15 protein-coding genes are annotated in these 13,516 nt (G+C 72.3%); 5 read left to right on the top strand and 10 right to left on the bottom strand.

Features of this window, described 5'->3' with window-relative positions; translation table 11 throughout:
• Positions 1-96: 96 nt before the first annotated feature.
• A complete protein-coding gene (gnd, locus tag K3769_RS35225; protein WP_267030276.1) occupies positions 97-1,536 on the top strand; it encodes an NADP-dependent phosphogluconate dehydrogenase in 1,440 nt (479 codons plus the stop codon).
• Positions 1,537-2,034: 498 nt separating this feature from the next.
• On the opposite strand, the gene K3769_RS35220 is transcribed toward gnd, so the two are convergent.
• Both K3769_RS35220 and panD read right to left on the bottom strand, forming a co-directional pair.
• Positions 2,035-2,379 (bottom strand): GNAT family N-acetyltransferase, encoded by a 345-nt coding sequence (locus K3769_RS35220; protein WP_267030275.1) that lies wholly within the window; start codon positions 2,377-2,379, stop codon positions 2,035-2,037.
• Positions 2,380-2,429: 50 nt separating this feature from the next.
• Positions 2,430-2,849: an aspartate 1-decarboxylase gene (gene panD / locus K3769_RS35215; protein ID WP_267030274.1), complete on the bottom strand. Its 420-nt coding sequence runs from the start codon at positions 2,847-2,849 to the stop codon at positions 2,430-2,432.
• Between the two features lie 190 nt (positions 2,850-3,039).
• Here panD and K3769_RS35210 point away from each other — a divergent pair, with 190 nt between their 5' ends.
• Complete coding sequence (locus K3769_RS35210) at positions 3,040-3,288, top strand: alpha/beta fold hydrolase (protein WP_308216425.1); 249 nt, start codon at positions 3,040-3,042, stop codon at positions 3,286-3,288.
• A gap of 5 nt (positions 3,289-3,293) precedes the next feature.
• Here K3769_RS35210 and bdeA read toward each other — a convergent pair whose 3' ends face one another.
• The 3 genes from bdeA to K3769_RS35195 form a co-directional block, all read right to left on the bottom strand.
• Positions 3,294-4,211, bottom strand: coding sequence for a bis(hydroxyethyl) terephthalate hydrolase (gene bdeA, locus K3769_RS35205; RefSeq protein WP_267030273.1), 918 nt, complete (start codon positions 4,209-4,211; stop codon positions 3,294-3,296).
• A 371-nt stretch (positions 4,212-4,582) separates the two neighbouring features.
• Positions 4,583-5,665: a hypothetical protein gene (locus tag K3769_RS35200; RefSeq protein ID WP_267030272.1), complete on the bottom strand. Its 1,083-nt coding sequence runs from the start codon at positions 5,663-5,665 to the stop codon at positions 4,583-4,585.
• Between the two features lie 58 nt (positions 5,666-5,723).
• On the bottom strand, positions 5,724-6,215 hold the full coding sequence (locus K3769_RS35195; protein WP_267030271.1) for an ATP-binding protein: 492 nt from the start codon (positions 6,213-6,215) through the stop codon (positions 5,724-5,726).
• A 177-nt stretch (positions 6,216-6,392) separates the two neighbouring features.
• Between K3769_RS35195 and K3769_RS35190 the strand changes: the two genes are divergently transcribed.
• From K3769_RS35190 to K3769_RS35180, 3 genes are read left to right on the top strand one after another with little or no spacing between them, the layout of a single operon-like run.
• A complete protein-coding gene (locus tag K3769_RS35190; protein ID WP_267030270.1) occupies positions 6,393-7,238 on the top strand; it encodes a helix-turn-helix domain-containing protein in 846 nt (281 codons plus the stop codon).
• On the top strand, positions 7,235-7,435 hold the full coding sequence (locus tag K3769_RS35185; protein WP_267030269.1) for a DUF397 domain-containing protein: 201 nt from the start codon (positions 7,235-7,237) through the stop codon (positions 7,433-7,435). The genes K3769_RS35190 and K3769_RS35185 overlap by 4 nt, the downstream gene beginning before the upstream one ends.
• Positions 7,436-7,445: 10 nt before the next feature.
• Complete coding sequence (locus K3769_RS35180) at positions 7,446-8,135, top strand: phosphatase PAP2 family protein (protein WP_267030268.1); 690 nt, start codon at positions 7,446-7,448, stop codon at positions 8,133-8,135.
• 18 nt (positions 8,136-8,153) lie between these two features.
• Here the strand turns inward: K3769_RS35180 and K3769_RS35175 are convergent, their stop codons facing one another.
• From K3769_RS35175 to K3769_RS35155, 5 genes are read right to left on the bottom strand one after another with little or no spacing between them, the layout of a single operon-like run.
• Entirely contained in the window at positions 8,154-9,479 is a 1,326-nt protein-coding gene (locus K3769_RS35175; protein ID WP_267030267.1) for a glutamate-1-semialdehyde 2,1-aminomutase, read from the bottom strand.
• Entirely contained in the window at positions 9,476-10,036 is a 561-nt protein-coding gene (gene rfbC / locus K3769_RS35170; protein ID WP_267030266.1) for a dTDP-4-dehydrorhamnose 3,5-epimerase, read from the bottom strand. Before rfbC ends, K3769_RS35175 begins: the two co-directional genes overlap by 4 nt.
• Positions 10,033-11,265 carry a polysaccharide pyruvyl transferase family protein gene (locus K3769_RS35165; RefSeq protein WP_267030265.1) on the bottom strand — a complete coding sequence of 411 codons (1,233 nt, stop codon included), beginning with the start codon at positions 11,263-11,265 and terminating at the stop codon, positions 10,033-10,035. The genes rfbC and K3769_RS35165 overlap by 4 nt, the downstream gene beginning before the upstream one ends.
• Positions 11,262-12,209, bottom strand: coding sequence for a glycosyltransferase family 2 protein (locus tag K3769_RS35160; protein WP_267030264.1), 948 nt, complete (start codon positions 12,207-12,209; stop codon positions 11,262-11,264). Before K3769_RS35160 ends, K3769_RS35165 begins: the two co-directional genes overlap by 4 nt.
• Positions 12,206-13,513, bottom strand: coding sequence for an MATE family efflux transporter (locus tag K3769_RS35155; RefSeq protein WP_267030263.1), 1,308 nt, complete (start codon positions 13,511-13,513; stop codon positions 12,206-12,208). Before K3769_RS35155 ends, K3769_RS35160 begins: the two co-directional genes overlap by 4 nt.
• Positions 13,514-13,516 lie beyond the last annotated feature (3 nt).

The following is a 13,516-nucleotide window of genomic DNA, read 5'->3' as shown; positions in this document are numbered from 1 at the left end:
GTGCGGTCGGAGAACCGGCAAGTCAGGATGGTCGGTGGGTCAATACTGGCGGGCAGGACCGGCACCACTGATTCAGGATCTTAGGAGCCAAACCGTATGAGCAACTCAGCGCAGATCGGCGTCACGGGACTCGCGGTGATGGGGCGCAATCTCGCCCGCAACTTCGCGCGGAACGGATACGCCGTCGCCCTGCACAACCGCACGGCGGCGCGCACGCACGCGCTGGTGGAGGAGTTCGGCAGTGAGGGCGACTTCATCGCGACGGAGACGGCCAAGGAGTTCGTGGCCGCGCTGGAGCGGCCCCGCCGCCTGGTGATCATGGTGAAGGCCGGTGAGCCGACCGACGCGGTGATCCAGGAGTTCGCCCCGCTCCTGGAGCCCGGCGACATGATCATCGATGGCGGCAACGCCCACTTCGCGGACACCCGGCGCCGGGAGCGCGAGCTGCGCGAGCAGGGCATCCACTTCGTCGGTGCGGGCATCTCCGGCGGCGAGGAGGGCGCGCTCAACGGCCCCAGCATCATGCCGGGCGGTCCGGTCGAGTCGTACGAGTCGCTGGGCCCGATGCTGGAGAAGATCTCCGCGAAGGCCGAGGACGGCTCGCCGTGTGTCACCCACGTCGGTCCCGACGGCGCCGGTCACTTCGTGAAGATGGTGCACAACGGCATCGAGTACGCCGACATGCAGCTGATCGGCGAGGCGTACCAGCTGCTGCGTGACGTGGCGGGCTACTCCCCCGCGCAGATCGCCGACATCTTCCGCACCTGGAACACCGGCCGGCTCGACTCGTACCTGATCGAGATCACCGCCGAGGTGCTGTCGCACGTGGACGCGGCGACGGGCAAGCCGTTCGTGGACGTGGTCCAGGACCAGGCCGAGCAGAAGGGCACGGGCCGCTGGACCGTGCAGATCGCCCTCGACCTGGGCGTTCCGGTGTCGGGTATCGCCGAGGCGGTCTTCGCCCGGTCGCTGTCGGGCCACAGCGCGCTGCGCGAGGCCTCCCGCGGCCTCGCCGGGCCTTCGGCCACCGCGCTGAGCGAGTCCGAAGCGGCGGCCTTCGCCGACCAGGTGGAGCAGGCGCTGTACGCGTCGAAGATCGTTTCCTACACGCAGGGCTTCCACGAGGTCTCGGCCGGCAGTGCCGAGTACGACTGGAACATCGACCTGGGCGCGGTCGCCTCGATCTGGCGCGGGGGCTGCATCATCCGGGCGGCGTTCCTGGACCGGATCCGGGCCGCGTACGACGCCCGCGCGGATCTGCCGAGCCTGCTCTCCGACGACACGTTCGCGCAGGAGATCGCGGCGGCGCAGGACGACTGGCGCGCGGTGCTCGTCTCCGCGGTGCGGCAGGGGGTGCCGACGCCGGGGTTCGCTGCGGCGCTCGCCTACTACGACGCGCTGCGTGCGGAGCGGCTGCCCGCGGCGCTCACCCAGGGGCAGCGGGACTTCTTCGGGGCGCACACCTACCGGCGGACCGACCGGGAGGGCTCGTTCCACACGCTGTGGGGCGGGGACCGGTCCGAGGTCTCCGGCTGAGGGGCTGAGAGGCCGAAAAGCGGCGGGCGGGTCGGTGTGGAGATGTCCACACGACCCGCCCGCCGCTTGTTCGAGGCGTCGTCCGCCTCAGCCCAACGGGTCCGGCCGGGGTTCCGGCGTCGGGGTCGGGTCCGGCCCGGGAGCCGGGCGCGGGGGCGGTGCCGGCACCGGGCGGGGCGTCGGGGTCGGCACCGGGCCCGGTGCGGGCTCCGGTTCCGGGAAGGGCTGCGGCCGGTCCGGGCCGGGGGCTGGGCCCGGACCGGGCGTGGGATCCGGATGTACGGGATCGGGGAACGGTTGCGTCATCATGTCCTCCAGCCAGAGGGAACGTCGGCTCTGGACTTGTCCCCCGCCTACCCGGCTCCCGCGCACCCACTCACCCGGTCGCGGTCCGAACGGGGCCATGTGGCCCCTTCCCTGCCGGGGGGGGGCGGGGAACTACGGGCCCAGCCCCCACGCACCCGCGCCATGAGTACCGCCTCCCCGGCGACGGGTCGCTCAGAACCGGCCGGGGTGGGCCTCAAGCCACTCCTTCGCCGCGCTCAGCAGCGCGGGGTCGGCGGTCGGCGCCTCGTCCGGGTGCCGCTCGGCCCACTTCACGACGTACGGGCACAGGGGCGCGACCGGCACGCCCTCGCGCGCGGAGATCGCGTACAGCTCCCGGGCGAGGGAGCCCGCGATGCCCTTGCCCTCGTGGGCGGGCTCCACGGTGGTGTGCACCGGGACCAGCGCGCGGCCGGGGCTTTCGAGGACGAAGTACGCGATGCGCCCCGCCACTTCGTCCCCGGAGTACGCCTCCAGGAGGCCGCGGCCCCGGTCGTCGCGGATGGTGATCTCACTCATGGACTCTCCTCGTGGGTACGGTGAGGCTGCGGAGGCGGTACGGGTGAGGGTCAGGCCGGGACGGACCGCGGGCTCCGCTCCTGGTCCGAGCCCGGTACCGGCTCGGACGGGTCCGTACCGAGTGCCACGATCCGATTGTCGCCGTCCACGTGCACGACGCGCGGCCTCAGCGCACGCGCCTCGGCGTCGGAGACCTGCGCGTAACTGATGAGGATCACCAGATCGCCGGGGTGCACGAGGTGGGCCGCGGCGCCGTTGATGCCGATGACCCCCGACCCGCGCTCCCCCTCGATGACGTACGTCTCCAGCCGGGCGCCGTTCGTGATGTCGACGATGTGCACCAGCTCGCCGGGCAGCAGGTCGGCGGCGTCGAGGAGATCGGCGTCGACGGTGACGGAGCCGACGTAGTGCAGGTCGGCCTGGGTGACGGTGGCACGGTGGATCTTGGACTTGAACATGGTACGAAGCATGAGGAAACTCCCGATTCGGCTGCTCCCTGCCTGGCCTGCAGGTCAAGGGCGTCGTCCGGAGGGTACATCGATCGACGTACGGGAACAGCCGTCGCGGTCGCTGGACCAACTGGAGCTACGACCGGGTCGCCCTCATGTCGGTGCGCCTTGCCGAGGTGAGCGGCCGGCGATCCGCCGCGACACGGTCCGGGTGCTGCGGGGCATCTCCGCGCACCGCACGGCCCTGGTCGAGGCCGCCGAACGGCTGCCGTCCTTCGACCGGCCCGCCCTGGTCGTCCCGGCCGAGAAGGACCGCGTGATGCCCGCCGACCACGGGCACCGCTTGCCCGCGGCCCTGCCCCAGGGCCGGCTGGTGGAGGTCCCGGACAGCTACTCCCTGCTGCCGCTGGACCAGCCCGCCGCCCTGACGCGGGCCATCCGGGCGTTCACCCGGGCCTGACCGGCTCAGCCGGTGTGCGGGCAGTTGCCCCGGTACTCCTCGATGGTGGCGCTCGCCGCGGGCAGCGGGCACAGGAACTGTTCGTAGCGGGTGTCGTTGTCGATGAACCGCTTCAGCCAGGAGAGGCTGTACTTCGCGACCGTGGTGTTCGACGAGGTCGGGGCGGAGTGCGTGGCGCCGTTCAGCTCCAGGTACGCGCGGTTCAGGGCGGACGGCAGGCTGGTGTAGAAGGGTTCGGCGTGCGAGGAGACCGGCGCGACCGTGTCACCGTCCGCTCCGACGATCAGGGTGGGCGTCTGGACCTCAGGCCAGGTCTTGTCCGTGTTCCACGGTGTGAGCGGGACCGCGGCCTGCAACGACGGCCGGTCCTTGGCCGCTTCGAGCGAGCCGCCACCGCCCATGGAGTGCCCCATGACGCCGAGCCGGGTGCTGTCGATCCGGGTACGGACGCTGCTGCTCTGCGTCAAGTAGTCGAGTGCAGCGAGCAGTTGGTCGCCGCGGGCGGCCGGCTGGTCGAGGGTGCTGAGGGTGTCGATGGTGATCACGACGAAGCCCTGGGAGGCCAGTCTGGGTCCCAGCCACGACACCGCCGACTGCGAAGCGGTGAACCCGGGCGCGATGGCCACCGCTCCGAACGTGCCGTCGCTGGTACTGGTCGGGTAGTACACGGTCCCGCCGCCGAAACCGCTGGTCCGGGCCACGGTCGTCTGCGAGACGGCGTACGAGCCTCGCGCGGCCTCGATGCTGGCGGTGGTCGGCGCCGGGCCGCGCTCGTAGGGGTTGGCCGCGGCGGCGTCCGCGACACCGGTGAAGGAGGTGGTGAGACCGGCGAGTACGGCGGCCGTGGCCAGCAGCGCACCGAGCCGACCACGCGGTCGGCGGGGGCGCGCCGCGCTCTCCGGAGCCGGCGCGGATGCGGACATGGATGTGGGGGATGCTTGCACGATCGGTCCTTTCACCAGGTTCCGTGGGTGACACGGGAGCGGTGACTCCGGTGGTGCGGCCTGCTCAGGGCTGGTCGAGCCCCGGCCTGCCCGTCCGTAGGGTCACCTCACGGAAGCAACGAGGTCGTCTCGGATGGCGCGTGGGAACGGTGCACGGTCCTGCGTGCGCAAGGGACCGGAAGGGACGCTTCGCGACCGGGCCGTGGGGACCCGCGCCGCGCGTGGAGCAGCATCACCATAGGACCGCTCCGGCTCCACGCCATCGGTGATATCGCCGGTGTCGTCGACACCTCAGACGCCGTACGCCCGCGCGGAGGGCGGAAGGCGACGAGACCTCGGGACCGGGTGGATCAGCAGGTCAGTTCGCCGGACTCGCCCGGCTCGTTGGCGTCCGTGGACAGGGCGATCTGTTTTACCTTGCCCGTGTAGTCCCCCACCGCTCCGTCCTCGGTCGCTCCGTCGGAGTAGTAGAGCGCGGATGCCCAGGGTTCCGCGTCCTTGCCCAAGCGCTCGGTCAGGTTTTTCATCGTCGCCGTGCGGAAGTTGTTGTTCAGGCAGCCCCCGCCCAGGTACGACCAGTCGGGGTTGGTGCCCTCCGTCGGTTCCGTCGGCGACGCGTCGGACGGGAGCAGGGCGAGGGCCGCCTTGCGTGCCCTGTCCTCGTCGACCGGGGACGCGAAGACGACGTCCACGCTGATGAGGTGGTTCTTCAGGGACGCGGCGGACGGCACCGTGGCGCAGACCACCTCGTCCTTCGCCAGGCGGTAGGCCACGGGATCACCGCTCGGCATTCCCGTCTGTGCCGCGCACTCCTTGGACCACGAGACGCGCGGATGGCGTGCGTCCCACCAGGTCAGCGGCGAGGCGATGCCCCGGCCGCCCAGGTCGTCCTCCGGCGCCGCGTCGAGGGTCTGCTCGGGAAGCGGGGCCTCCTTCAGGGGTTTGACGTGCGGGCAGAACTCCGTCCGCAGGAAGTCGGCCATCGCGGCGGCCTGCTCCTCGGTGGCGCCGTTCGCCTCGTCCGCGTACCGGATGCCCCGCCAGGTCCGGTAGCCGACGTCCACGTTGCGGCATGCGTCGACCTGGAGGACCGCCAGTCCCTGGCGGTCCTCCAGGTCGGTCTCCACACCCACCCCGAGGCCGTAGTTGTTGGCGTCGCCGACCTCGCCGAGCCGGTTGACCAGGGCGTCGTCGACACCCGCGGCGGTCAGCGTGTCCTCCAGCGACGCGCCGTCCCCCGCCACCGCGTCCGAGTCGTCGGCCGAATCGTCCGTCGCGTCGTCGGTCGGCGTACTCGGTTCCGTTTCCTTCTCGTCCGCCGGGACGGGCGACGTGCGCGTGGCCGTGGGTCCGGTGTCTCCCCCGCAGCCTCCGACCGCCAGCACGGCGACGACGAGCAGGGCGGTGCCGAGGGCGTGGCGGTAACGGGACATGTGCAACTCCGTGCAAGCGACAGTTGATCAACGTCAGTATGTGATCGCCGCAATCAGTTCACAAGAGGTGAATATCCCTTTCGCGCACCGGTGTCAGGCCCGTGCGCACCTCCGCCCACACCGTCTTCGTGTACGCGTCGTGGACCGTGTGGCCCCAACGGTCCGCGTAGGCCTGGACCAGGAGCAGGCCGCGGCCCGAGGTCCCGTCCCCCGGCTCTGACGTCGCGGGTGCCGGGAGGTGTTCGGGGCGGGTGTCCGTCACCTCGATGTGGAGGTGGCCGTCCGGCAGGAGGCGCAGGGCCAGGCGGACGTCCCGCCCGGGGAGGCTGCCGTGGCGTACCGCGTTCGACGCCAGCTCGGCAGCGACCAGCGCGACGGCCCGCGCCGGGTCGGAGTCGTACGGCAGGCCCGTCCACTCCGTGAACTGCTGGACGGTGAGGTGCCGGGCCAGGCGGGCGCCGCGTTTCGTACCGCTGAGGCACAGGGCCAGTCGGCGGGCGGACGTGTGCGGCGGGGGCGGCGTCGCGTCGGTGAGCTGATCTTGGGTCACCGTCCCAGCGTGGAGCGGCGAACGGTTCGCCGACCAGGGACGACGGCCGTACGTCGCCTTGCCCGTACGGCGTACGCCGTGCTTGTACGGGAGTTGTACGGGTTCGCCGCGTGTCCCGGTCTCCGCGAACCGCGTTGAACATCGACCGGTGCGGAGCGGGACGGAAGGGCGTGGGCTGTGAGGACGGTACGTGCGGCGAAGCCGAAGGAGGAGGGGGCCGAACTGCCCGGGGCCTGGTCGGCGTACGGGGTGCTGTTGCGGCACCTGCGCAAGCGGGCGGGGTGGAACCAGCAGCAGCTCGGCGAGGCGATCGGCTACTCGCTGGAGCAGGTGGCGTCCGTCGAGCAGGGGCGGCGCCCGGCGAAGGTCGCGTTCACCACGGCGGCGGACCGGGCGCTCGACGCGGGTGGCGTCCTGCAGGTGTTGCAGGAGGAGGTCGACCGGGCGAAGCTGCCGAGGTTCTTCCGGAACTTCGCGTTGATCGAGGCGGGCGCGGTGAGCAGGTTCGAGTACGAGCCGTTGCTGATTCCGGGCTTGTTGCAGACGGAGGAGTACGTGCGCGCCGTGTACGCGGGCCACCGGCCGAAGCTGGAGTTGGAGGTCGTCGACAACCACACGGAGGCACGCCTCAACCGGCAGAAGATCCTCACGAGGGCCCCCGCCGTGGACCTGTCGTTCGTCATCGCCGAGACGGCGCTGACCAACTCGGTCGGCGGCGCCGAGGTGATGCGCCGACAACTGCGTCACCTGCTGGCAGTGGGCGAGCTGGAGAACGTACAGCTTCAGGTCATGCCCCCGGCACGGGACTTTCACCTGGGCCTCAACGGGTCCTTCGTCGTGCTGGAGACGGCGGAGAACCAGCGTTTCGGATACGTGGAGTCACAGGGCGTCGGCGTCGTGGTGGCCGAGGCCGGAGCGGCCAGCCACCTCGGTCTGCGCTATGGGATGCTGCGGTCGCAGGCCCTCAACACCGAGCAGTCTGCATGCCTCATCGAACGTCTGGCAGGAGAGACAGCGACATGAGCAGCAGCGAGCGTCTGGCCTGGATCACGAGCAGCTACAGCGGATCGGACGGCGGCAACTGCGTCGAGGTGGCCGTCAGTTCCGACGCCGTGTACGTGCGGGACTCGAAAGTCGTCTCCGGTGGGCCGGAGGTGCACGTCCGCCGGGGCCCGTGGGCCGCGTTCATAGGCGGTTTGGCGCGACCCCTCGTTGACTAGGGTGGCAAGGGTGGCCTTAGACACCGATACCCGTCCCGCCCCCTCCGCCGTACTGCCCCCGGCACTGCGCGCCCCGCTCGGGCTCATCGCGGTTCTCGCCGCCGTCGTCGTCGCCGCGCTCGGCGTCATGTACGCCGGGCACACCGAACCCGGCGCCGTGGACCGGTGGTTCGTCGAGCCGACCGACGACAGCGTGCGGGCGCCGTGGCGGGGCCTCGCGCTCGCCGTCGACTTCCTCGGTGAGCCCGTCGGAGCGGCGGCGCTGATCCTGGCCGCGGTGGCGGGCTGTCTGCTGCGGCGGCGAAATCGCGCTGCCGTGTTCGTCGTTGTCGGCGTCGGCGTCACCGTGGTGGTGGCCACGCTGCTCAAGTCCCTGGTGGAACGCACCATCCACGGTCCCGGCAACCTCTCCTACCCGAGCGGGCACACCGCCTTCCTCACCGCGCTCGCGCTCGTCGTGGCGCTGCTCGCGGTCGGCCGGTTCGGCCTGGGCCGGGCGGGCGGCACCCTGCTCGTGCTCGCCGCGGGGCTCGTGGCCGGCGCCGCCATGGGCTGGGCGCAGGTCGCGCTGGGCGCGCACTATCCGACCGACGTCCTCGGCGGCTGGTGCACGGCGTGGGCGGTGGTGCCGGCGGCGGCGTGGTCGGTCGACCGGGTGGCCGACCGCCGTCGTCCGCACGGTCGGCCGAAGCCCCGTTGACGCCCCGTTGGCGCCCCGTCACGCCAGGCGGCGGAACACCGGCTTCACCGGGCGTCCGGTCAGCCACGGCGTGGCGTCTCCCGCGTCCAGCGCCTTCCGGTACACCGCGCACGCCTGGGCCACCACGTCCACGGTGTGCTCGATGTCGGCGTCGCTGAGCGCGCTGCTCACCACGAACGACGGGGCGAGCACCCCGCCCGCCAGCAGCCGGTGCAGGAACAGCGTGCGGTACTCCTGCGAGGGCTGCCCGTTGTGGTCGAGGGTCGCGAAGACCAGGTTGCTGGCCCGGCCCCGGACGACGACGTGGTCGCCGACGCCCATGCCGGCGGCGGCTTCGCGGACCCCGGCGGCCAGCCGCTCGCCGAGGGCGTGCAGACGCGCGGTGATGCCCTCCTCGATGTAGGTGGCCTGCACGGCCATCGCCGCCGCCAGGGAGTGCGTCTCCGCTCCGTGCGTCGTGGACAGCAGGAACACCCGCTCGCCGGAGTGGCGCAGTCCGCCCCGCTCCATCAGCTCGCGGCGCCCGGCCAGCGCGGAGACGGCGAACCCGTTGCCCAGCGCCTTGCCGAACGTGGATAGGTCGGGGACGACTCCGTACAGGCCCTGCGCGCCCGCCTCGGACCAGCGGAGGCCGGTGATCATCTCGTCGAAGACCAGGACGCAGCCGTGCCGGTCGGCCAGTGCGCGCAGGCCCGCGAGGTAGCCGGGCGGCGGCTCGGTGTGCGTGGCGGGTTCGAGGATCAGGCAGGCGATCTCGTCCCCGAGCCCGCTGAGCAACTCCTCCGTGGCCGCCAGGTCCCCGTACGGGAACGTCACCGTGAGGTCGGTGGTCTCCTGGGGGATGCCCGCCGACATGGGTGTGGTGCCGATGAACCAGTCGTCCGTGGAGAAGAACGGGTGGTCGCCGCAGATGGCCACCCGCCGGCGCCCGGTGACCGCGCGGGCCAGGCGTATCGCCGCGGTGGTGGCGTCCGAGCCGTTCTTCGCGAACTTCACCATCTCGGCGGTCGGCACGGTGGCCAGGAAGCGTTCCGCGGCCTCGGCCTCCACGATGGACGGCCGTACGAAGTTGCTGCCGCGGTCCAGTTCGCGGCGTACCGCCTCGGTCACGCGCGGGTGGGCGTGACCGAGGCTGACCGACCGCAGGCCGGAGCCGTACTCGATGTAGCGGTTGCCGTCCACGTCCCAGACGTGGGCGCCGCGGCCGTGGTCGATGACCGGCGCCAGGTGCTCGGGGTACTGGTCGTCGCCCTTGGCGTACGTGTGCGCGCCCCCGGGGATCACGGCGTGCAGCCGCTCGTTGGCCAGCCGCGACCGGGGCAGGCTGAACTCTTCACTGGTCACGATGACGTCAGCTCTCTCTGCTTCAGAACCTCGGCGAGACTCGGCGCCTCCCGGTCCCGCTGGGACATCGAGGTGGCGGGCAGCGGCCAGGGCACGGCCAGCTCCGGGTCGTCGAAGGCGATCGTCACGTCCTCGGCCGGGTCGTGCGGGCGGTCGATCCGGTAGGAGGTGTCGGCCGTCCCGGTCAGCGCCTGGAAGCCGTGCGCACAGCCCGCCGGGATGTAGAGCGTCTTCTGCGTCTCGCCCGACAGCTCGAAGCAGGCCACGTTGCGGTACGTCGGCGAGTCCGGCCGCAGATCCACGACGACGTCGAAGATCTCCCCGTACGAGCACCGCACGAGCTTGGCCTCGCCCGCTCCGGAGCGCAGGTGCAGGCCGCGCAGGACGCCCCGGACCGAGCGCGACACGCTGTCCTGGAGGAAGGCGTTCGGGTCCAGGCCCACCGAGCGGACCACGTCGGCGTCGAAGGTGCGGCAGAAGAAGCCTCGTTCGTCGGCGTACGGCGTCGGCTCGAAGAGGTACGCGCCGGCGATCGCCGGGACTTCGGTCGCTTTCATGAGGCCTCTCGCAGAGCATGGGCAGGGTGGGCGGCCGGGAAGAGGGCCGCGGTCAACGCGGTGAACTGGTCGTCGAGTTGGCGGGTGGCGAGCAGGTTCCGCTCGGTGAGCGTCCGCCGGACCTCCGGCGCCCTCTCCTCCAACTCGCCGAACTGGCGCAGCAGTTCGTCGGCGTCGACCTCGCGGGCCGGGTGACAGTACGCGTCGAGGCCCATCCGGGCCATCAGTGCCTCGCTCTTCGCCGCGTAGCTGAGCGCGAGGGTCGGTGTGCCGACCTTCAGCGCGCAGATCAGGTTGTGGTAACGGGTCGCCACGACGGTGTCGGCCGCCGCCATCTCCGTCATCAGGTCGGCGAGCGAGGCCGCCTCGGAGGCGGTGACCAGCGGTGAGTCCACCGCTTCGAGGATCGCGGCGACCACCGACGCGTCGCACTCGTCGCCGGTGAGCAGCCTGACCGGTCTGCCGTCCTCGGCCAGCGCGCGGACGAACCGGGTGGTCCCGTCGAGGTAGCGCCGGTGGATGTCCTCGGCCTCGGCCCGGTCGTCGTTGCCGCCGTGGAAGTCCATCACGCCGACGCACACCGTGCCGGACGAACCCTGGGGTGCGCTTGCCCGCGGCGTCGCCAGGGCGAACGCCAGGTCCGGGTAGACCTCGTCGTGTGCCGTGTCCACGCCCATGTCCCGCAGCGCGTCCCGGGAGAGGGCGTCCCGGTACGACCGGTACGCGGCCAGCCGCGCCGAGCGGCGGACCAGGGCCCGGGTCGCCCGGTCCCTGATCGGGGCGGCGCCGACGCCGACCAGCGCGACCCGCGTACCGAAGAGCCGGCCGCTCGCGCAGAGCAGGAACAGCGCGTACGGGAAGCCCCACGGCCGCAGGGGCAGCGTGGCCTCCAGGACGCCCATGCCGGGCACGATCACCACGTCGTGGCGGCGCACCCAGGCCGCGGTGCGGAAGACGTCGACCAGCTTGCCGAGACCCTTGCCCGCGATCGCGCCCAGGCGTGAGGCGGTCCGGTACTCCCCCCGGTACCAGTGCAGGCGGGTCGCGCGGATCCCGTACCGGGCCGCGACGGCCTCGGGCCCCCCGCACAGCGCGTCCACGGCCGCGTCCGGGTGCCGGGTGCGGAGGTAGCCGAGTACGGCCTCCAACGAGCCGTCGTTGCCGAGGTTGCCGGAGCCGAGCAGGCCGAACACCCCGACCCGTACGGCAGTTCCGCCTCCGCTCGTCATGCCCGCTTCCCCTCACGGCCGGCGACGACGGCGTCCACGGAGACGGTGAGCAGGGCCGGGTCGACCGGGGCGCGGTCCTCGACCCGTTCGCCGGTGCCGGGCCGGGCCCGGCTGGTCATCCAGGAGGCGAGGTGGCGGTAGCAGGCGCGCCGGTCGGCCGGGGACAGCGGCGCCCGCCGGATCGCCGAGGCGAAGCCCCACACGTACTCGGCGAGCAGCCGGGGCGTCGGGTGCAGGATTCCTGCCCGGCGCGGGTCGAGGTTGACGCAGCGGGAGCGCTTGGAGGGGTTGGCGCGCTCGGCGCGGGTGGGGTGGTCGCGGCGGAAGTACAGCAGCTCGGGCACCTGGTGGAAGGGGCCGTGCAGGGTGATCTCGGCGACGAAGGTGCGGTCCGCGTGATGGTAGCTGTCGTGCGGCTTGACCCGGCGCAGCATGTCGGCCCGCATCACGCCGTAGAAGTCGTCGCCGCCGGGTTCGAAGAGCAGGCTGCGGAAGCGTTCCGGCGCGTGCGGCGAGTCGGTGGCCAGCCCGTACTCGTAGGGGACCTTGACCTTTCCTTCGCCGTCGATGACCGCCTGGCCGCTGTGCGCGAGGACCACGTCCGGCCGCTCGTCCAGGGCCTGGACGCAGGCCCGCAGCAGGTCACGGGCGTACAGGTCGTCGTGCGAGGCCCACTTGAACAGTTCGCCGCGGCACTCGGTGAACACGTAGTTGTGGTTCGGGGCGGCGCCGATGTTCCGGGGCAGCCGGATGTAACGGATGCGGGAGTCCTTGGCGGCGTACCGGCGGCAGATGTCCTCGGTCCCGTCGGCGGAGGCGTTGTCGGAGATGACCAGCTCGAAGTCCTCGTACGTCTGGCCGAGCAGGGCGTCGAGCGACTCGGCGAGGTACTCCTCGCCGTTGTAGACGGGCAGGCCGATGCTCAGCCTGGGTTGGGCGGTCATGAGGTCCTCACTTCGGGAATGGGGTTGTGATGGCGCTCGCGCAGGGCTGAGCGCAGTTGCAGCCACCAGACGGCCGAGGCGCAGAGCGTCGCGGCGGCGACGCCCCAGGCCGAACCGACCGTGCCGGCCAGGGCGGCCCCGCCGAGGCCGCCGCCGACATAGCAGGCGGAGGCGAAGAGCTGGCAGCGCAGGCTGCGCCGGGCGGCGGCGAGCGCGCGCAGCCCGGCCGCCGCGCCGCTGCCGAGTCCGGCGCCCGCGACGCCCAGCGTGGCGGGCACGATGAGCTGCGAGGCGGAGTCCCAGACGCCGCCGAGCACGAACACGCCCGCGCGGTCCGGCATCAGCAGCAGGGCCGCGCCCCAGAGCAGCGCGGCGGCGGCCTGTCCGCCGCCGAGGAGGAGGCAGAACCGGGCCAGCCGGTGCGGGGCCCGCCGCAGGACGCGGGCCGCCTCCGCGACGGTGACCAGCGAGAGGCCCATGAGGAGGGCGAGGAACGGGCCGAGGAGCAGTTCCGCCCCACGGACCGCGCCCACCGCGCCGACGCCGACGATCACCCCGAGCCCGTACGCCCGCAGTTGGCTGGCGCCGCTGAGGCTGACGTTCTCGACCAGGTAGCGGTAGCCGAGGTCGCGCTGTTCGTGGAGCCAGCCGCGCGCCCGGGTCAGCCGGGGCCGGATGCCGGACTGGAAGCAGCCGTACACGGCGGCGACCGCGGCGGACGCGCCCCAGGCGAGCACGAAGGCGGCCACGGTGTCCGCGCGGGCGGCGATCACCATGGCCGGGACGAGCGCGACGCCCCACACGAGGTCGTTGAGGAACGCCTTGCGTCCGGCGCCCGCGGCGAAGAACGCGAACCGCCAGGCGTCCTGGAGGAGCAGCGCGGGCAGGACGACGCCGAGGGAGACGAACGCCGGTCCCACCCGTCCGCCCAGGCCGAGGCCGACCAGCAGGCACACCGCGCCGAGGGCCGCGCCCACGCCGAGCGCGGCACCCGAGGAGCGGGTCGCCGCCGCGCGCCAGGTGTCCTCCGGTACGCCGCTGAAGCGCACGACGAGAGGGTCGGTGGCGAGGCCTCGGGCCACGTTGAGCACAACGCCGTAGGTCAGCCAGGCCAGGCTGAACACGCCGAACGCGGTCAGTCCCAGCGAGCGTGCGACGTAGATGCCCACCGCGAAGTTGGTCATGCTGGAGGCCGCCTGGTCGGCCAGTCCCCAGGACAGCCGGCCGACGACGCCCCGCCTGGCGGACCGGTGTTCCGCGTCCCGGCCCGTCGGTGCCGGCGTCCTGTCCCCCTCGGTGGCCATCGG

It is taken from the genome of Streptomyces ortus (assembly GCF_026341275.1).
GTDB lineage: Bacteria > Actinomycetota > Actinomycetes > Streptomycetales > Streptomycetaceae > Streptomyces > Streptomyces ortus.
The sequence above is the reverse complement of the archived record's forward strand: the minus strand, read 5'-3'. Positions and strand labels throughout refer to the sequence as shown.

Coding starts and splice junctions, on each gene's coding strand:
- gnd (WP_267030276.1), top strand. CDS start 97: ATGAGCAACTCAGCGCAGATCGGCGTCACGGGACTCGCGGTGATGGGG.
- K3769_RS35200 (WP_267030272.1), bottom strand. CDS start 5,665: ATGTCCCGTTACCGCCACGCCCTCGGCACCGCCCTGCTCGTCGTCGCC.
- K3769_RS35160 (WP_267030264.1), bottom strand. CDS start 12,209: ATGACCGCCCAACCCAGGCTGAGCATCGGCCTGCCCGTCTACAACGGC.
- K3769_RS35185 (WP_267030269.1), top strand. CDS start 7,235: ATGAGCAGCAGCGAGCGTCTGGCCTGGATCACGAGCAGCTACAGCGGA.
- K3769_RS35220 (WP_267030275.1), bottom strand. CDS start 2,379: ATGAGTGAGATCACCATCCGCGACGACCGGGGCCGCGGCCTCCTGGAG.
- bdeA (WP_267030273.1), bottom strand. CDS start 4,211: ATGTCCGCATCCGCGCCGGCTCCGGAGAGCGCGGCGCGCCCCCGCCGA.
- rfbC (WP_267030266.1), bottom strand. CDS start 10,036: ATGAAAGCGACCGAAGTCCCGGCGATCGCCGGCGCGTACCTCTTCGAG.
- panD (WP_267030274.1), bottom strand. CDS start 2,849: ATGCTTCGTACCATGTTCAAGTCCAAGATCCACCGTGCCACCGTCACC.
- K3769_RS35155 (WP_267030263.1), bottom strand. CDS start 13,513: ATGGCCACCGAGGGGGACAGGACGCCGGCACCGACGGGCCGGGACGCG.
- K3769_RS35165 (WP_267030265.1), bottom strand. CDS start 11,265: ATGACGAGCGGAGGCGGAACTGCCGTACGGGTCGGGGTGTTCGGCCTG.